We start from the raw sequence: 18,109 nt of genomic DNA on the forward strand, positions 1-18,109 counted from the left end.
AACCATTTACGATAAGAACTTTTGGGTGTATACTTTATGTATACCCTCTTCTAGACTTATACTATATTTCCATCCTAAATTACTTAACTTTTGAACATCCATTAATTTTCTGGGAGTTCCATCTGGTTGATCGGTATTCCAAGTAACCTCTCCCGTATAGCCAACAATTTTTTGAATTAAAGCTACCAATTCTTTTATTGAAAGGTCTATTCCCGTTCCAATGTTTAGGAATTCAGTTCCATCATAATTTTGCATTAAAAAATAACACGCATCTGCCAAATCATCTACATGTAAAAACTCTCTTTTGGGGGTTCCAGTGCCCCAAACCTCAACAAAGGGTAGGTTCTTTTCCTTAGCTTCATGAAATTTTCGAAGCAAAGCGGGTAATACATGTGAATTTTGCAAATCGTAATTATCATTTGGCCCGTATAAATTGGTGGGCATTACCGATATAAAATTACATCCGTATTGCTTGTTATAATTCTCACAAAGCTTGATGCCCGCAATTTTTGCAATGGCGTATGGCTCATTGGTATATTCTAATTTCCCCGTAAGCAAATAGTCTTCTTTTAGCGGTTGGGGAGCTAATTTTGGATAAATACAAGAGGAACCCAAAAACAGTAATTTCTTAACTTTATGGGTATAACTTGAGTGTATTACATTGTTTTGTATCATTAAATTATCATACAAAAAATCGGCTCGAAAGGTATTATTAGCATGGATGCCACCTACTTTTGCCGCTGCTAAAAAAACATAATCAGGTCTTTCTAACTTAAAAAAAGAATCAACATCGTTTTGGTTTCGCAAATCCAAATCCGTTGAAGTTCTCAAAACAAAGTTGGTATACCCTTCCTCCTTAAGTTTCCTTAGAATAGCAGCCCCTACCATTCCTCTATGGCCCGCAATGTATATTTTAGAATCTTTTTTCATTTCTTGCTCGTGAGAACGGTTATCTCTTAAAATTATCTTTTCTTTATGAGATTCCCTCTTTTAGTCGGAATGACATTTTTATTTATTTAACTAATCACTATTCACTATTCACTATTCACTAAATAAAATTATTCATTATATTTCAACGTATCGTGTCCTCCTTCTTGTAAATACTTTTCCTTTTTAAAAAGTTTTAAATCTGCCTCCATCATTTCGGCAACCAATTGCGGCAATGTATATTTTGGAGTCCAATTCAGCTTTTCTTTACACTTTGTAGCATCGCCTATCAATAAATCAACTTCGGTGGGTCGATGATACTTTGGATCTACCTTAACTACTACCTTTCCTTTTGGCAATTGATATTCCGGATTACTACAGGAAACAACGGTTCCAATTTCATTTTCTTCCTTACCGCTAAAATTTAAGGTCACCCCCACTTCGCCAAACGCCATTTGCACAAATTCGCGTACGGAAGTAGTTTTTCCTGTGGCAATTACATAATCATCGGGTTTATCTTGCTGGAGCATCAGCCACATGGCTTCTACATAGTCCTTGGCATGGCCCCAATCTCGTCTTGCATTTAGGTTGCCAAGGTATATCGTATCCTGCATGCCCATCACAATTTTTGCTGTGGCACGGGTAATTTTTCGGGTTACAAAAGTTTCGCCACGCAAGGGCGATTCGTGGTTAAACAAAATACCGTTACAGGCATACATATTATAAGCCTCTCTATAATTTACCGTAATCCAATACCCATACAGTTTTGCCACTCCATAGGGGCTTCGTGGATAAAAAGGTGTTTTCTCGGTCTGTGGTACTTGCTGCACAAGGCCGTAAAGCTCTGATGTTGAAGCTTGGTATATTTTCGTTTTCTGTGTTAGCCCTAGCAAACGCACAGCTTCCAATATTCGCAAGGTACCCAAACCATCCACATTTGCAGTATACTCAGGCGTATCGAAACTAACTTTAACATGTGACATTGCCCCAAGGTTGTAGATTTCATCAGGCTGTACTTCTTGGATGATACGCGTTAGGTTCATCGCGTCGCTCAAATCGCCATAATGCAGTTTAAAGCGGATATTCTTTTCGTGGGGGTCTTGGTATAAATGGTCAATTCTAGTGGTGTTAAAGGAGGAAGCCCGTCTTTTTATTCCGTGAACCTCATAGCCTTTTGACAATAACAATTCAGCCAAATAAGCCCCGTCTTGTCCTGTCACTCCTGTGATTAATGCAACTTTCATTTTAGAATTGTTCTTTTGTTAACTCTTTCCTTTTATACTTTAAATACAAATTTTGTTGTTTTCTTTCGTTCCCATTTAATATAAAACAACAATCTTCATATTTTATTCATCAATACTAGCAAAATTACTGAACTTATAATTCTTTATAGGCCTAAAGAATTCTATCGCTGTTTTTGCAATTAGCATATAACCGCATTAATAAAATTATTCTCTAGAGTATTATCAATACTCGGGATTTCAGGGATTTCAAGATTTGGAATATCATTTAACTTATTTTTTAAGTCATTTAGATTCTCATAAATTAATATCCCTTTTTTATTAAAATAACTTCTTGCTGCATGACAATTTACTACAATCGGGACCCCGGCTAATTGAAGCTCAAGAATTCTTGTTAAAGCACCTGTACTTGGCACTTGATATATCAAAGCACATATAGCTCTAGACAATTTATTTTCCAAAATTTTATCTGGTACATTGTCAAAAATTTCAATATTATCAGGCAACTTTTCATCTTCCTTAGTTAAAAAGGACATATGGAACCCAACAAAATCAAAATTAATGTTATCTATCTTTTCATTTTTAATATATTCTTTTAACTGAACTAAACTCTTTAATGTTGGAGGGTTTACTGCACTCCCTAGGACCATTATATGATTAGACAATTTTTCATTCGCTCTTAAATTCCTTATTCTTAGCAAATTTTGAAACACCAGTTTAGTAGCAAAATATGGTAAAAATTTAACCTCTATATTTTTCAAGAGTAAAGATAATAACCATTGTTCTTCCCTCGAAATAGTAAATATTTCATCGCACCAACTTAAATACTGAATCTCTTCATCTAACCAATAAGGACTTTGTAATGTAGGTTTTTTATATGATTTCTGAGAATAAACTAAAGATTCGAGATTATGAGGTAATCCGACAACTTTTAACCCAGTTTTTTTTACAATTAGTGGTATATACCAATATTTAGGCCAAGTATATTCCCAGATAAAACTAGAAATAGTGAAATTTAAGCTGATATCTTTAAGTTGATTTTCTAAGGTATATAAGGTGTAACCTATTAATTGACCCTCTCTTATTTTAGATTTACTTAATTTAAAACGATTATATTTGATTAATAATCTAATTCCAAAAATTGTATATTTAATTTTATCTATATAAGACTTAGGGGAAGTTAAATTCCATAAATCAAAAATTCTAATTCCTCCATTTTTTAAAAGTTCATCTATTTGAGCAGTTCTCTTCAGGCCCCCATGACCTCTCTCATTTGGTAAGTACATTGATAACCTTAAAACCGCCTTTTCTTTCATTTATTAAAATATAGTAACCTATTAAAAAAAATTACAATTCAACAATTAAGTTAGTCTTTTCTTTTTTTATGATTTTTTCCATTAAATAAACATGATACTTTTTCCTGCTTTTAACAGCATTTAATAATTTTCTATTAAATAAAAACCTACACTGTATCTTGTAATAACTCCATGAAAATATTTTTCTTAATAATGACTCCCCTTTAATCAAGTTCCAAGTTGAAAACAAAAGAATCAGCTCTATTAATGGATTACTTAAAACCTCTAATTTACTCGCTTTTAAGGCCAAACCCATCAACTCTACTATCACCTTATTATTTTGATGACTAGAATCTATTAAAGTTAATTGATTACTATGGACTCTCCATGTAGCCAGTTCCAAAGGGATATGAACCATATCTACAGAAAGCCCCGCTCTCATCCCCCATTCCAAATCTGCCTGAGGGCCTTTGTCTTCTATAAAATAACCTATTTTATCAAACACTTCTCTACGGATTAAAACTTGCGTAAAAGAATGTATAATAGTTTGATGTGTAGCATATAAAATTCCAACTAATGGGGCTTTTCTTATATGGTATTTATTAGTTAAATCTTCAAAATATTTTTGAGCGAAAAATTTACGCCAATCCAATTCTTCTTTCTTTTCAGAATTTTCACCTATTATTTTCAAACAGCAATGAGCAATACTGCAACTAGGAGCTAAACTAAATCCCTTATGCAGTTCTTCTAAACAATTAGGCGTCATTGAATCATCACTTGTTGCAAAATATATATAATTCCCTTTTGACTTTTTTACTCCAATATTCCAGGCATTATAAACTCCTTTTGGAGAAAACTGAAACATTTTAAACCTAGCATCTTTTGACGCAATATTGCATAAGTACTCCCAAGTACCATCTGTTGATTTTCCATCAATAACTACACATTCCCAATCATCTATTGATTGGTTAAGTATAGTCTCAACCCGTTCTTCTAAAAACTCAATACTGTTATATGTAGGTAATATTAAACTAATCATTAAACAAAAGGGATATTACTATTAACAGAATACCTTTTAATCTCAAAAACATCTAATATTTCTTGTGCAATACTTAAATCTTCTATAGTATAACCTTCTCTCCAATTGCTCAATAAATTGTACTTATTACCCAGTTTTATATCATTCAGCGTTCTTTCCTTACTAAAACTAGAAGACCTTGAAGGTGTTGATAAAACTGATAAAGCTTTATCTTTATTCTTAAATTTTAAATATGAGAATAAGGTATCAATAAATTTTTCGGGGTTTAATATCATATCTTCATAATACAAAATTAAATAGTTCTGCTTTGAATATTTTAAACTATAATGCCATTCCAAGCACCAATTTAATATGGCCCTTCCTAAATAAGAGCCTTCCTGTGAAATTTTATTTCCAAATTCTAATTGGTCTTTAGACAAATATTTAGAAGACCAATCTTCTGCTTCTAAAAATGGTCTTTCGCATGTTCCCCATTTATTTTTAACTACAGATAATGCCTGTGAACAAGGGTGACGAAGCATTACAACAGATATAGAAGGAACTAATTCACTTAAAATATCCACCAGTCCTTGTGCGTTTACAATTTTTAAAATTTGTTTTTTGCAGCGAGGTTTATTAGATAACTTCTGCAAACGTCCATTTCTAATTAACTTTAAGTATCGTTCAACTTGCTTCTTCTCTAAATCATTAAGTTCAAAAAATTGGCTCATCGCCTTTGCAGGTATATATTCTGCAATAATTTTACCCCTATCAGATTCTGGTTTCCATAAATCAAAAGGTTGGTCTATTGAAGCAACTCCATCTTCTGCTTCAAGTATTTGCGCTAAAATTGTAGAACCGCCGCGGCGACTTGCATACTGAAGGATTAATTTTTCTTTTTTCCAAAACATGAAGCTTATTTACGATAAAATAAAGAAAAGAAAAATCTATATACAAAAGGTATTCTATAATTCACACACCATAAAAAACGCCTAAATAGCAATGTTTGTTTATGACTCCCTACATTATAACCGTATTTTTGCAAAAAATCCTGTCCTAAATAGGACAAATACCCTTTAACTAGATCGTTACTTTTTTCATCATCAAAGCTAGTAAATTCTGAACGCTTATGCTCCGAATTAAGCAAATTAGGATCTCCAAAACCTCCTGTAATCTGAGAAGTATTGGCAACAAGAAAATCATTTTTAAATTTTACATCTATAAAATCGCAAATCCTGCGAATTTCTGATTCTTTTTTTACCAATAAATCTTCATATTTAACTGCAATAATATTTTTATTTCCGCTATTGTTCATTAAAAATAATTGCATCAACCTAGGAGCCTCTAATAAATCCCGACTGTAATCACCTAACTTTTCTACAGTACCCACATTCCACGTTTTAATAATCGATTTTAAAACATCTCCAGGGTTTCTTTTTAAGATTATTATTTTTGCGTTAGGAAAAACAGTCGCTATAAACTCTAATATTTCATAGTATCTAGGTGTCTTATCCAAAAAGAATTTAGCCTGTTCAACATTTTTAAAATATATTTTTTTTATAAAATTAGACAGCTCTTCATTAAAGAATTCTTTACCCCCTTTTTTTTGAATAAATTCTTCAAAAGCGGTTTTAAACCATTCATAATTGTAAAAATCTTGTGTGTGTAATTTTTGACTAAATGCAGCAAAAGGAAATAATAACCAAGGTTCTGAAGTACTCTCAATAGTTACTCCATCTACCAATAAACTTTGTAAATAGGTAGAGCCGCTGCGGGGCTGGGAGATAATGAATATTAAATTTTCTTCACTCATGAAGTAGTGATTTTTCTTTTCAATTTAGACCCAAGCTTTTTCAAATAATAAAAAACAATCCATTTTGAAGAAGCTAACTTATGTTGAAAGGGTAATTTCCGTTCAAAGATATCGTAATATAAAACTTTAATAAATGAACGAACCGTAATTGGAAGGTTAGCCGTAATTTTTTTATAGAATTTTAATACCGTCTCACTTGCTTCTTTATGATATTTAAAACCATAAAACTTATCGGCATAATCCCAAATTTGAATCCAGTTTTTAAAATGTTGGACTTTAAATTTCTTCCTGCCCAATTCTTTTAATCCACTCAAGGAAGCTCCTTCCTCCGTGTTTCTATAAACCGCCATAGGCTCATCTATGAACCCAAAATCGCCATGCATGCCCAACAAAAAACTTAGAGGTACATCTCCAAAGGCTACTTTATAAAACCATGAAGGAAAAAAGTCTTTGCTTATAATATTTCTAAACATCACTGTCCTAGTTTTAAGTCTAACTTGGTTAGAAAAAATATTCTCAACATTTGAAGTGCTTTGTGGAAAATATCCATGACCTTTAATAGGCGCTTCTAATTCGACGAATCTCCCCCCTTTTTTTATGGCTATATATTGCCAATGATGACATGCCACTAATTGTGGATTGGCTTCTAACATATCCACTTGCTTTTGAAGTTTTAAGGGGTCTGTCCAGTAATCATCTCCATCTAACAACGCAATATATTTTCCACGACAATTATTTAAAATATCTACAAAATTAAAAAGTCTTCCCTTTTCCTTTCGTTTTAAGTAGTAACTATCTCCATGGGTTCTTTTTAATATGTTAACAGATAGTTTTTTGTTTATAAAACAATAATTTTTGATTTTATCCAAATTGTTATCTGAAGAAAAATCGTCACCAATAACTACCTCAAAATTAAAATTAGTCTTTTGTGAATCTATACTTTGTAGTGCCTCCTCTATATATTTTTCGTGATTAAAAGTCATTAGACGAATACTTACCAATGGAATTTCACTTAACTCCTTATTCATATCCAAATTCTTTAAGTCCTTCTTGAGCAATTGTATTAAACACCGCTAATTCCTTAACAGATAATAAATCTTTATACTTTCCTATGTTTTTAATATCTGGTTTTTCAAGTGTTTTCTTTTTCCAATCCAAAGTTTCTTGAGGCTCAATTTTTCGCTTTTTGTTCAACAAATAATATTCAAGCATAGATTCCTCATAAGGAACTTTTAAAAAGTTGGTGATTCTGATACATTCATTCTTAAGATTTTTTATAATATCCTCGAAATGAACCCTAATAACTCTTTCTTTATCTATTGTTTTAAAGAAAGAATCTAAAAGCATATTATTAGCACTCCATTCCTCAGCTATTTCCTCTATATTGTGTGAAAGTTTTGGAGCATAATTACTCGAAAAATGTAATTCTTGCAAAGCCATATAAGAAGTTGCAACATCTCTTCCATCTCTAATAAGATGTATAAATTTAGCTTTAGGATAAATTTTATTTAAGAGTATAGTTTTATGAAGATAATAATTGTTTTTGTCACCCCAAACTTTTAAGTCTTTATTGCTTTTTAAGCCAAAGGAGATGTAAACCAATGCAATTATTTCTGCATAATTCCTTGGATTTTCTTTTTCAATCATTTTAAACAAAAACTCGGAATCTAAATGCCAGGTTTCTATTTTTTTTGAGGATAAAATATCCTTTACAAATAAATTAATTTTAATTTGATCTCTATTATCACTGGCTTGCCAAGTTTTATATTTTGGGTACCACCACTCCATAAAACCACTTTCGGGAGGTACACATAGTTGTGAATGACTCTCGCAAACAATGCGCAACATAGACGATCCGCTGCGAGGATTTGCCAATATAAAAAATGGAGATACATTAATCATTCAATACTTTGTTAACAACTGCAATTATTCTTTTTTGATCCGCTTCAGGCAAATCGTGTGATAAGGGAAGGCACAAAATTCTTTTAGCAAAACTCTCTGCTATAGGACACCTTTTACCCTTAACATATTCCAGAGTGTTTAGCGATGGATAAAAATAGCGACGTGCCATAATTCCTTCTTGTTCCAATGCATCTTTTATTTTAATGTTGATTGATTCTGTGGGCGAAATAATTGGAAAATACGAGTAATTCAGAGTCGTATTTTTACGTACCTGCAACATTTTTAGCTTCTTGTTATTTTTCAAGGAATCTAAATATATATTAAAGGTTCTCTTTCTAGCATTAATAATAAAGTCTATATGTTTTAACACTGCCAACCCCATGGCGGCTTGCAATTCGCTCATTTTTGCATTAATACCAAGTCCATTGAAAACATCTGGTCCAGCATGTCCAAAATTGTGATGGTAATATAGTGTATCGTAAAGTTCTTGTTTGCAAAAAACAGCTCCTCCTTCTCCAGTATGGAACAATTTAGTAGCGTGAAAACTACAGGTACTCACATCTCCATATTCAAAAATGCTTTTGCCTTTATAGGTCACCCCAAAGCAATGTGCTGCATCATAAATAACTTTTAGATTGTGCTTTTGAGCAATTTTCTCAATGGTTTCAACATCACAAGGATTACCAAAAACGTGGGTTGCTAAAATTCCGGTCGTTCTTGGCGTAATGGCTGCCTCAATTTTACTTTCGTCTATTGTTAAATATTCTGGATCTATATCTACAAAAACAGGCGTGCAACCTTCCCAAACAATACTGCTTGTAGTGGCTACATAACTAAATGGTGTGGTAATTATTTCGCCGGTTAGCCCAAGGGCTTTAATGGCTATTTGAAGTGGCAATGTTCCATTTGTCATTGCAATTATGTTTGGAACGTTTAAAAACGCTTTTAGTTCCGCTTCCAGTTCCTTTACCAAAGTACCCCGATTGGTAATCCAACCTGCATCCCAAGCTTTTTTTAGAATAGCAGTATATTCTGATTGGGGTGGCAGAAAAGTCTTGGTAACATTTATCATTTTATTATATAGTTTTAGGAATCCAAGGACATTTTTTTATTTGTAAAAAGCGTGTATTATTTTTTTTAGTCTGCTTTTCACTCTTTGTTTTAAGGGTTTTTTCACCAGAGGTTTTGGTTTTTTTAACTGAAAATTATCCATAAAGTGTAATACTTTTTGAAGCTCCTTTATTTTACTTTCTTCTTGAGTGATCTTTAATAAAGAAGCTATCAATTTAGAGACTTCTTTCTTATTATGATTGTCAAACTTGGAAAAATCATTTAGTAGCCAGGCCCCGTCCTCACCAATATGAAAAGTTAAATGGGCATCCTTGACAATTTCTAACTTTTCGCTAAATACCATTAAATTTGTGTACATAGCTCTCCCAATAAAATTGGCTCCAATACACGTACTTCCAAATATAAATTTGGATAATAAAGCTTTCCTAAAAACAAAACAATCATATCCAGGGTGGGACTGGCCCAGTTCTGCAAACATAATTGCATCGTCTTTCAATGATGCTACCACACGCCTATTAATAATTAAACTATCACTACCATCCTGCAACTTGCTATATATATAATCATAGAAAAAAGGCAAAACAGCAATATCTACATTGGTGTAAATAATATAATCTGTATTAATCTCTTTTAGAGCATTCAAAATATCGGTAATGAGTGGCAGTTTTCTTTGTTTGGAAAAAGAACCATAATCCATCACACTTCTCTCCAATGGTTTTAAAATTTCAAATCCAGCTGGAAAAACTGGCGTGTCCTCACTATATCCAATTACATATTGTTTTATGGAATCTTTATAAATAGAGTCGTTTTTAGCCTTGAGCAAGGTTCTAAAAGTAACAGGTTGCGCTTCATAAAGATCAGAGCTTTTAGTTACTTTTACGGGGTTTATAATATGGGATATATTCAAGTAAATCTTTTTTTAATTAATTTTAAACGTAATATAAAATACTTCATTAAATCAACCTTGTAACCATTTATTAGTAACCAAGTTCCAACTCCTTTTTCTATTTTATCAATTTCACTCTGAGACATTTCCATAACATATGAGCCTGGGTAATAATTACCAAAATGGTTAAAATGTATTAAAGTCTTCTTATCTAAAGTGTACGTTTTTCCATTTTTACCAACAAATTGATCCATTTTATCTTTATCAATGTTCGATATTAATTTATCCCTGGAATACTCCTTCTCTATTTGATTTATAACCTCGACATTAGCTTTAATATTTAAAATAGATGCAATTCTGCGACATTCCCTAGGAATATTATTATAAAAATCTTCATATTTTGACATTAGTTTATAAGGAAGGTTTTTGATAAGATTATAATAATCAACATAGCCTAAAATAAATTTGTTATTTAGGACTAAATTAGAAACCACGTTGTCTTCTTTTTTTGCAATTGAAACAATTACATCTCTAACATCCCGATAACAATATATAGCAACAGCCTTTTTATTATTAATTAGTTCAATCATTAGAGGCGAGAGTGAATGAGTCTTAAAAACTTTTAATTTTTCATCATTATATCTTTCATAAACTTTGGAGAAATTATCAGTATAGTCATAATCTACAGCATAGCCTGAATTACTTTTCTCCACAAGCTCTCTAGTAATATTAAATTGCAATGTTGAACCAGATCTTACTGGACCACAACAAAATACCCACATATTTTACTTATTTCTTTTTAAAAGTGTTTGTCTCCCACAATGAATTACATTAAATCCATCTTTTCTCGCCCGAGGAACAATTAAAGTTTGTTTCCAAGGATCAATATGATCAGTGTCATCTATTAATATCATTGATTCGCTATTCAACTTTTTTCTAGCAAGCAAAAAAGCTTTTAAATAACTTTCAGCTCTAGCAGTCCCAGAAATATCTCCTTCTTTATCTTGCACCCAAAAATCTAAATACAACAAATCAATTTTACCTTTGAAATTTTTTAAAAATTTCAAACCATCAATTTTTAATGCTTCCACATTTTTATATGCTTGAGTTGCTTCTTTTACTTCACTAATATGCTTATCTTCTAAATCCAAACAATATATCTTTTCTGCTGCTGTGTTCTTTGCCCAAACTAAAGCACTATTTCCAGACATTTCTCCTTGTATCCCCGTTCCAATCTCTATTATTGTTTCACCCTTTATTTCATTAAAAAGCAATGCTGTTCTTTCTAGAGATTGTTTAGGAGATTGTCTATTTTTCCAAAACCCATTTGTTCCTATTTCAATAATTGATTCCATTTCAAATCTTTCGTTTATTATAAGTTATTTTTTTAAACAATAATAGTTTTGAATCTTAATATTTTTGATTCATTTTCACAAATAGATTAATTCACATTCTCAAATTTTACATTTAAAAGAAAAGGTGGCCATATTTCCTCTTCGTATATCATTTGAAAGGATAATGCGTTATTTATTCTTAATATGGGTGCTTTACTTTTCATTGTGATAGCAGTAAAGTTTATAGAATAAGTGCCTTTTGACAACTGAATTTTGCGATGGGATATTTCAACCTTTATAAATCCATTTTCTATTTTTAAATCCGAAGATTCTGTGTTTGGCTTAAGCAATGCAACTGGACGTTGTTCTTTATCAGAGATCACAATGTAAAACTCAGGTATTTCAATTAAACTCTCTATTTTAAGTTCTATTAATAAAACAAAATCATCTTGCCATTCTAATTGGGGTATGTCGCTTATATAGCCTCGTACATTTAGCAACTCTATTTTTTGGAGAAGCACTGAGTTATCACTAAATATTACATTTGATTCATTGTTGGCAAAGCGCGTATAATATAAATCGATAGCTTTTCCCACATTTTCACCTTGAAATTGGGCTTTCCCGTGATCCATCAAAATAATTTTATTGCATATTTTAGATACCATAGGCATTCCATGTGATACAAAGACAATAGCTGTTTTAGGTAAAATAGTATCTATGGTTTTAAAACATTTTAATACAAAACCCAAATCCCCAACTGCCAATACCTCATCAACAATCAGCACATCGGGTTCCATCTGTGCAGCTACGGCAAAGCCCAGGCGTACCTTCATCCCACTGCTGTAGTTTTGTACGGGCATATCTATAAACTCGCGTATTTCGGCAAAGTCTATAATCTCTTCTACCTTTTGGTCTATCTCCTTCCGGGTAAAGCCTAAAATAGCACCATTGTTATAGATGTTTTCCCTACCACTCAAAATAGGGTTAAACCCGGCACCGAGCTCTATCAACGCACCAACTCTGCCTTTGATGGTCACCTTCCCCGCATCTGGGTTAATAAGTCCGTTTAATATTTTAAGTAAGGTAGATTTCCCAGCCCCGTTATGGCCTATCAGTCCCAAACATTCCCCACGGCGTAGCTCAAAACTAATATCCTTCACCGCCCAAAACTCTTGTGGTCGCAGTTCCCGCTCATTGCGATTCCCGCTTAACCCACTAGCCAAATCCTTCACCCCATACCACAGGCTGGTCTTAAGGTCTTTGCAGAACTTTTTGGAGAGGTTTTCTACTTTTAGGAGGACTTCGTTGTTCATTCTTTATTAGTTGTTTGTTTTCAGGTCTTGGTTGTCAGGTCTTGGTTTTCAGGTCTTGGTTGTAAGGTCTTGGTTGTCAGGTCGAGTGGATTTGAAGGAGCGATAGCGGATTCAAATTTGTATCGAGACCGGGTTGGCGGGTAGTACTTCTAAGTCGTTCTCGATACTTTTTTTCCCTTCCGCTGCGCTCCAGGAAAAAAACACTCGAACTGACAATGGGTACATTTTTATTCCACTGCGCTTCACAAAAAACACTCGAACTGACAATGGGTACATTTTTATTCCACTGCACTTCGCAAAAAACACTCGAACTGACAATGGCTAAATTTTTCTCTTTGGCTATCGCTTCACAGAAAAACACTCGAACTGACAATGGCTACATTTTTATTCCACTGCACTTCACAAAAAAACACTCGAACTGACTGTGGTCGCTATTAATTATAGATTCGTTAATTTATTATTAATTAATTTATTTGATTTTCTATTTCATTTCACTTTACCGAACGATTCACGATTTACGCTTCACTTCTCACGTCTCACTTTTCACGCAACTACGCACTCATCCGTTCCACCAAAATAGGAATTGAGATTCTATAGAACAACAAAGCAATAAAAAACAGCGGTACACTGCAAGCGATAACTATTAAAAAATAGGTTAAATACATGGGGGGCATACCTACGGCTAAGTCGCGGGCGGTTAGTATGATTGGAGTAAAGGGGTTTAGTTCCATAACAGTTTTTATTATACCGGTTTTGGGAATTGCATAAACTACTGGGGTAACGTACATTAAAAAACCTAGCCCAAAACCAATTAACTGTCCAATGTCTTTATAGAGCATCCCTAAAGGTGTGATTAACAATCCTAGGGTAGTTCCAAACAACACCCCCCCTAAAATAGCAAGCGGAAATAGCAACAAGCTCCAATGGAAACCTATACCGTAAAAGAAAATAAACACCAGCAACAGCAAAACTTTTATGGAACTATTGAACAACAACTTATATACTCCTGAAATTATTATAGCTTCTTTAGGAAAGTTTATTTTAGACATAATGCCCTTGGCGCTATTGGTACTACTCATTGGGGAGGTAATAGCATCCTTAATAATAGACCACAGCAAGGTACCCGAAAAGGCATACACTGGATAGGGAATGCCCGTATCAGTAACCCGAATGGTTCCTGAACTGTTGAGGAAAATCCAAACAAACGCGGTGGTAAGCGGGGTTACAAACGCCCAAATAATACCGAGATAACTTTGGCGGTACTGTGCTTGGATGTCTCGTTTTGCCAGTTGGAATGACAAAAATCGTGAGCTGGCAATGTCTGCCAAGCTCTCTTTCAGCATCTTGCCAATACGGAAATTGTTTTCCTTTTGATAGACTTTGGTTTCCAGTTCCATTTGGTTTGGGGAGGCTTGTTTTTTGTTGGGGCTAAGATAACAATTTTGATTTGAAGATTTCCTGATTTGGGATTTGGGATTTGTTAATTCGGGATTTGGTTGCTGGTTGCTGGTTGTTGGTTGTTGGTTGTTGTCAGGTCGAGTGAATTTGAGGGAGGCGATAGCCGAGTTTAAATTTGTATCGAGACCCTATTTCTTAAATTTCTTTTTAGCAAGATTCGGCAATAGTTCATATGCTTCATTTATTAAAGCTTCTTTTTTTGCTCGAGACCATTTCTTGATCTGCTTTTCTGCGGCAATTGCAATTGTTATTTCAGTAAAAGTGCAATAATATGCTAATTCAACAGGCAATCTGGAGGAAGTATAACCGTTTAAATGCTTTCTGTGTTGATGATCTTCTAATCGTTGCGTTAAATTGGAAGTAACACCCGTGTAATAAGAACCATCTGAACAGGAAAGGATGTATACGTAATAGGTTTTCATATTATGAAATTATGAAAAAAATTGAAGATTTTCCTGAAAAGCCGTTCTCGATACGTTTTTTTCCTTCCGCTTTCGCTACATGAAAAAAACACTCGAACTGACATGAGGTAGATTTTTTTATTTTGCAGTGCTTCCCAAAAAAACTCGAAATGATATTGGGATTATGACTGTCAGTTCGAGTGAATTTGAGGGAGGCGATAGCCGAGCTCAAATTTGTATCGAGACTGGATTGAGGTGTCGTCAGTTAAACACGTTCTCGATACGTCCGCCTCGTGCCTCGGCGAACACTCGAACTGATATGAGGATATCCTCTTTATTCCACGAGATAGGTAAATTCAATATTACATGGTAACCCAATACCTACGTATGCTCTTCCTGTTCCAGAGTTTCCATTATCTACAAAATTATCTGAAACAAATAAATCAATTTCAAATCGATAGGTAAAAGGTACACCAGCTACTAAATCTACATATACAATTAGGGATGTATCATGCCTAAATTGTTCAAAGTAGGTTCCGCCCGCAATATCATTATTGTGAACAGAATAGGCGTGGGTATAAATTAAATAAGAATCGGGACCCAATGTTATTCTAAAATACCCTTCTTCTGTAGCCATAGATGTAGCAAAACCTGATTTTGGCACAATTTCACCAGCTCCAAAATTAACATTCGCTTTAATTCTGTAGGTTCCTGAATACTTGGGAGTAAAGGACGAACCAGCTCCTAAACCTGTTACATCGACATATCCACCACTATTAACAATCCTTTGCCCCAAACCTGATTGTTGTGCAACATCTGAATCTTCTCTAATATATTGCGTTGTCCATTTAGATCCGTTCCAGGCATAAAGCCCGGGAAACACATCATTAAGCCCTGTGGTGGTTGTATTTGTATTATATACAACGGTTCCGGCTACTAAACTTCCACTCCCATCTGGATTTTGAACAGGAGCCTCAACTTCTGTAGAGGTTAATGCAAAACGTGGGTACACAATTCCCGCTGTACTATTTTGCATATCTACTAATCCTTTCGGGGTAGCTGTAGGCGTTCCATTGCTAATAGACACTTGCGCCAAGCTTGACATTGCAATTAAACAGAAAATTGCAAAGAATATATTTTTTTGTAGGGTAGGTTTTTTCATGATTTGGGTGATTTTTAAAGTAGGTAAAAAACAACTCTAAATTTATTCTCCTATATAAGTAAACTCTATTTGACAATCTACTTCATTTCCAACATATCCGCGTCCCTCATCGCTAATTGGACCAGATAGTTCGCTAATCACCACATTATCAACCGATGCATAAAACCCTCTACTTGTATTAACATATTCAAAACGAAGGGTGTAGGTTGTGCCAGCAATTACAGTATGAGAACCATTATAGACCCTGTTATCAGAAGTATTTACGTGATCGACTAAATAAGGGCCTACTTGCGCTGTACCATCGTGGAGATAAACTCTAAACCTATCATAATTACTAGGCTTTTCCCTGAATCTATAATCAAAGCTTATATTCACAGTATTTACCGTGGGCGTAAAACTCATTTGGGCAGTGGCACTTTGCTGGCAGTTGGTATTATCATTAGCATTAATATTTAGTGTTTTGCCTGAACATCCACTACATTGATTTGCGGCTGCGCTAGCTACCCAACCAGCAGTGGGACATTCCGGATCTGGGGTGAACGTTTGAACTACTGTATAACTTTCAAAATTTTCATTGATTAAATTAACCGAAGTCGGTCCTGTAGAACCATTGCCAAGAAAGCCTAGAGCATCATAGGCATCAAAAGACAATGAGAAGGGGTAAGTAGTTCCTGCATTTAGGTTTACATAGGTAGTTTCATAGGATTCTTTCCAAATGCCTTCATAATGCTTTCCACCACCAATATAACTTGAAAAAGCTGAGAACGCTTTAGTTTCAAATGAATAAGGGGTTCCTCCAAATAAAAACCTAAATTGACCAGTAGCTTGGCTTACAAAAATGCTGCTATTGGTTTCTGTTCTACCTCCTGCAAAATTAGTTTTAACTTCAATTCTATAAAGACCTGAATATTTTGCAGTAAATGTTTTTGCATCACTAATTCCTAATCCTGGAACATCTTGATAACCACCTACAAAGTTGGATTCCGTTCTAAGTAAAGCGGTCTGATTGTGCAATGCAGATTGTCTTTTTTTATAGTGAACAACCCATTCAGAACCGTTCCAAACATAAATACCTGGATAAATATCAGTTATAAGTCCATTGTTTGTTGTATTCGTATTATAGACCACTGTACCTTCTACAATAGGGCCTCCTTGAGGGTTTACTACAGGAGTTGGATCGTTAGTTGCCAATAAAGCAACATTAGGGTATACCACACCTAGGGTTGAACTGTTAAAATCTATAACCCCTTTAGGATCTGTTGTATTTATACCTACTTGGGCAAAAGCAATAGTCGATATGAATACTATTGCAATTAAATTAAAACTATAAAATAAGGTAGTTTTTTTCATGGTTATTAGGGTTAGTCAGTTGATTTCTAATCTAGAAAAACAAATTCAACGGTACAAGGAATATCTCCACCTAGCCATCCCATTCCATTACCAGAGTTACCAGAATTTTCAAAACCGTCTGCAACAGTTTGATCAAAGCTTAAACTAAATGAGTAGGGTGTGTTTGCAACAAGATCTTTGTAAATTACCACCGTAGATTGTTCCCAAATATCGTAGTATTTAGTACCTCCACCGTGTCTCCCAGACCAAGTATGCGCTGGAATTAATTTATCTACGCCATCAACTGTAAATCTGAAAATGCCTGACATTACAGCAACATCGATACCAGAACCTGAATCGGTAGCATAACCTCCACCCCAATTTACACTTACTTCTATTTTGTAGGTACCTGTATAAGCTGGTGTAAACGTACGAGCTATTAGACCTGGAATGTCTTGATAACCTGCTGAAGTAATTGTTCTTAATGCTCCACCACTATTATCTTGTTTAAAAATTTCTGCGTTTTTTTTCGGAAATTCATTAATCCAATCAATACCATCCCACATATATATACCAGGATAAACACTGTAATTGCCAAAATTAGTAGTTGCCGTATTATATACTACGGTTCCAACCGGGAGTGTTCCTGGCAAAGCTACAGGATCTGGATCAACTATAGGGGTAGCTAAATCTGTTCTTGTGAGCGCAACTCTTGGCAAAACAAGACCGTATTTATTAGTGCCTGAATCATCATTTAAATCTAATACACCTTCGGGGGTTACTGTTCCAATACCCACTTGGGCATGACTTGTCGAGACGGCAAAAACCATAACAATACAAGTTATAAGTAATTTAGGGAAGTAATTTAATACCATAGTTTGGGGCTTTTATTTCTACAGTTACGGAGCAATAATACGTATTTTCTCGATATAATGCAAATTTTTACTTTAAACGAACAA

Annotated in this window: 18 protein-coding genes; all 18 read right to left on the minus strand. The window is 34.1% G+C overall.

From position 1 onward, the window contains the following. Positions 1-6 precede the first annotated feature (6 nt). The 18 genes from ESU54_RS11855 to ESU54_RS11940 all read right to left on the minus strand — a co-directional run bounded on the left by ESU54_RS11855 (position 7) and on the right by ESU54_RS11940 (position 18,025). Positions 7-930, minus strand: coding sequence for a GDP-L-fucose synthase family protein (locus ESU54_RS11855; protein ID WP_111846067.1), 924 nt, complete (start codon positions 928-930; stop codon positions 7-9). A gap of 128 nt (positions 931-1,058) precedes the next feature. After that, complete coding sequence (gmd, locus tag ESU54_RS11860) at positions 1,059-2,171, minus strand: GDP-mannose 4,6-dehydratase (RefSeq protein WP_111846068.1); 1,113 nt, start codon at positions 2,169-2,171, stop codon at positions 1,059-1,061. A gap of 179 nt (positions 2,172-2,350) precedes the next feature. Continuing rightward, positions 2,351-3,484 (minus strand): glycosyltransferase family protein, encoded by a 1,134-nt coding sequence (locus ESU54_RS11865; RefSeq protein ID WP_146848131.1) that lies wholly within the window; start codon positions 3,482-3,484, stop codon positions 2,351-2,353. Between the two features lie 31 nt (positions 3,485-3,515). Further along, positions 3,516-4,502 (minus strand): glycosyltransferase, encoded by a 987-nt coding sequence (locus ESU54_RS11870; protein ID WP_111844999.1) that lies wholly within the window; start codon positions 4,500-4,502, stop codon positions 3,516-3,518. Beyond that, positions 4,502-5,392 carry a sulfotransferase domain-containing protein gene (locus ESU54_RS11875; protein ID WP_111844998.1) on the minus strand — a complete coding sequence of 297 codons (891 nt, stop codon included), beginning with the start codon at positions 5,390-5,392 and terminating at the stop codon, positions 4,502-4,504. The genes ESU54_RS11870 and ESU54_RS11875 overlap by 1 nt, the downstream gene beginning before the upstream one ends. 5 nt (positions 5,393-5,397) lie before the next feature. After that, positions 5,398-6,294, minus strand: a complete 897-nt coding sequence (locus ESU54_RS11880; RefSeq protein WP_111844997.1) for a sulfotransferase family protein — start codon at positions 6,292-6,294, stop codon at positions 5,398-5,400. Further along, positions 6,291-7,322, minus strand: coding sequence for a glycosyltransferase (locus ESU54_RS11885; RefSeq protein WP_111844996.1), 1,032 nt, complete (start codon positions 7,320-7,322; stop codon positions 6,291-6,293). Before ESU54_RS11885 ends, ESU54_RS11880 begins: the two co-directional genes overlap by 4 nt. Then, complete coding sequence (locus ESU54_RS11890; protein WP_111844995.1) at positions 7,315-8,196, minus strand: sulfotransferase family protein; 882 nt, start codon at positions 8,194-8,196, stop codon at positions 7,315-7,317. Before ESU54_RS11890 ends, ESU54_RS11885 begins: the two co-directional genes overlap by 8 nt. Further along, positions 8,189-9,268 carry a DegT/DnrJ/EryC1/StrS family aminotransferase gene (locus tag ESU54_RS11895; protein WP_111844994.1) on the minus strand — a complete coding sequence of 360 codons (1,080 nt, stop codon included), beginning with the start codon at positions 9,266-9,268 and terminating at the stop codon, positions 8,189-8,191. Before ESU54_RS11895 ends, ESU54_RS11890 begins: the two co-directional genes overlap by 8 nt. Before the next feature lie 36 nt (positions 9,269-9,304). Beyond that, positions 9,305-10,174 carry a hypothetical protein gene (locus ESU54_RS11900; RefSeq protein ID WP_111844993.1) on the minus strand — a complete coding sequence of 290 codons (870 nt, stop codon included), beginning with the start codon at positions 10,172-10,174 and terminating at the stop codon, positions 9,305-9,307. Continuing rightward, entirely contained in the window at positions 10,171-10,935 is a 765-nt protein-coding gene (locus tag ESU54_RS11905) for a sulfotransferase domain-containing protein (RefSeq protein WP_111844992.1), read from the minus strand. Before ESU54_RS11905 ends, ESU54_RS11900 begins: the two co-directional genes overlap by 4 nt. 3 nt (positions 10,936-10,938) lie before the next feature. Continuing rightward, the gene (locus tag ESU54_RS11910; RefSeq protein ID WP_111844991.1) at positions 10,939-11,508 is read right to left on the minus strand and encodes an O-methyltransferase; all 570 of its coding nucleotides are present in this window, start codon (positions 11,506-11,508) and stop codon (positions 10,939-10,941) included. 86 nt (positions 11,509-11,594) lie between these two features. Next, the gene (locus ESU54_RS11915) at positions 11,595-12,800 is read right to left on the minus strand and encodes an ABC transporter ATP-binding protein (RefSeq protein ID WP_111844990.1); all 1,206 of its coding nucleotides are present in this window, start codon (positions 12,798-12,800) and stop codon (positions 11,595-11,597) included. Positions 12,801-13,351: 551 nt separating this feature from the next. Continuing rightward, the gene (locus ESU54_RS11920; protein ID WP_111844989.1) at positions 13,352-14,197 is read right to left on the minus strand and encodes an ABC transporter permease; all 846 of its coding nucleotides are present in this window, start codon (positions 14,195-14,197) and stop codon (positions 13,352-13,354) included. 189 nt (positions 14,198-14,386) lie between these two features. Then, on the minus strand, positions 14,387-14,680 hold the full coding sequence (locus tag ESU54_RS11925) for a GIY-YIG nuclease family protein (protein ID WP_111844988.1): 294 nt from the start codon (positions 14,678-14,680) through the stop codon (positions 14,387-14,389). Between the two features lie 313 nt (positions 14,681-14,993). Continuing rightward, positions 14,994-15,821, minus strand: coding sequence for a hypothetical protein (locus ESU54_RS11930; protein ID WP_111844987.1), 828 nt, complete (start codon positions 15,819-15,821; stop codon positions 14,994-14,996). A 42-nt stretch (positions 15,822-15,863) separates the two neighbouring features. Further along, positions 15,864-17,171: a hypothetical protein gene (locus tag ESU54_RS11935; RefSeq protein ID WP_111844986.1), complete on the minus strand. Its 1,308-nt coding sequence runs from the start codon at positions 17,169-17,171 to the stop codon at positions 15,864-15,866. A gap of 26 nt (positions 17,172-17,197) precedes the next feature. Beyond that, positions 17,198-18,025, minus strand: a complete 828-nt coding sequence (locus tag ESU54_RS11940; protein ID WP_146744010.1) for a hypothetical protein — start codon at positions 18,023-18,025, stop codon at positions 17,198-17,200. Positions 18,026-18,109 lie beyond the last annotated feature (84 nt).

It is taken from the genome of Aequorivita antarctica (assembly GCF_007997155.1).
Lineage (GTDB): Bacteria > Bacteroidota > Bacteroidia > Flavobacteriales > Flavobacteriaceae > Aequorivita > Aequorivita antarctica.

Bases quoted from the DNA above. Each gene is read 5' to 3' on its own strand.
- ESU54_RS11855 (WP_111846067.1), bottom strand. From the start codon at position 930: ATGAAAAAAGATTCTAAAATATACATTGCGGGCCATAGAGGAATGGTA.
- gmd (WP_111846068.1), bottom strand. From the start codon at position 2,171: ATGAAAGTTGCATTAATCACAGGAGTGACAGGACAAGACGGGGCTTAT.
- ESU54_RS11865 (WP_146848131.1), bottom strand. From the start codon at position 3,484: ATGAAAGAAAAGGCGGTTTTAAGGTTATCAATGTACTTACCAAATGAG.
- ESU54_RS11870 (WP_111844999.1), bottom strand. From the start codon at position 4,502: ATGATTAGTTTAATATTACCTACATATAACAGTATTGAGTTTTTAGAA.
- ESU54_RS11875 (WP_111844998.1), bottom strand. From the start codon at position 5,392: ATGTTTTGGAAAAAAGAAAAATTAATCCTTCAGTATGCAAGTCGCCGC.
- ESU54_RS11880 (WP_111844997.1), bottom strand. From the start codon at position 6,294: ATGAGTGAAGAAAATTTAATATTCATTATCTCCCAGCCCCGCAGCGGC.
- ESU54_RS11885 (WP_111844996.1), bottom strand. From the start codon at position 7,322: ATGAATAAGGAGTTAAGTGAAATTCCATTGGTAAGTATTCGTCTAATG.
- ESU54_RS11890 (WP_111844995.1), bottom strand. From the start codon at position 8,196: ATGATTAATGTATCTCCATTTTTTATATTGGCAAATCCTCGCAGCGGA.
- ESU54_RS11895 (WP_111844994.1), bottom strand. From the start codon at position 9,268: ATGATAAATGTTACCAAGACTTTTCTGCCACCCCAATCAGAATATACT.
- ESU54_RS11905 (WP_111844992.1), bottom strand. From the start codon at position 10,935: ATGTGGGTATTTTGTTGTGGTCCAGTAAGATCTGGTTCAACATTGCAA.
- ESU54_RS11910 (WP_111844991.1), bottom strand. From the start codon at position 11,508: ATGGAATCAATTATTGAAATAGGAACAAATGGGTTTTGGAAAAATAGA.
- ESU54_RS11915 (WP_111844990.1), bottom strand. From the start codon at position 12,800: ATGAACAACGAAGTCCTCCTAAAAGTAGAAAACCTCTCCAAAAAGTTC.
- ESU54_RS11920 (WP_111844989.1), bottom strand. From the start codon at position 14,197: ATGGAACTGGAAACCAAAGTCTATCAAAAGGAAAACAATTTCCGTATT.
- ESU54_RS11925 (WP_111844988.1), bottom strand. From the start codon at position 14,680: ATGAAAACCTATTACGTATACATCCTTTCCTGTTCAGATGGTTCTTAT.
- ESU54_RS11930 (WP_111844987.1), bottom strand. From the start codon at position 15,821: ATGAAAAAACCTACCCTACAAAAAAATATATTCTTTGCAATTTTCTGT.
- ESU54_RS11935 (WP_111844986.1), bottom strand. From the start codon at position 17,171: ATGAAAAAAACTACCTTATTTTATAGTTTTAATTTAATTGCAATAGTA.
- ESU54_RS11940 (WP_146744010.1), bottom strand. From the start codon at position 18,025: ATGGTATTAAATTACTTCCCTAAATTACTTATAACTTGTATTGTTATG.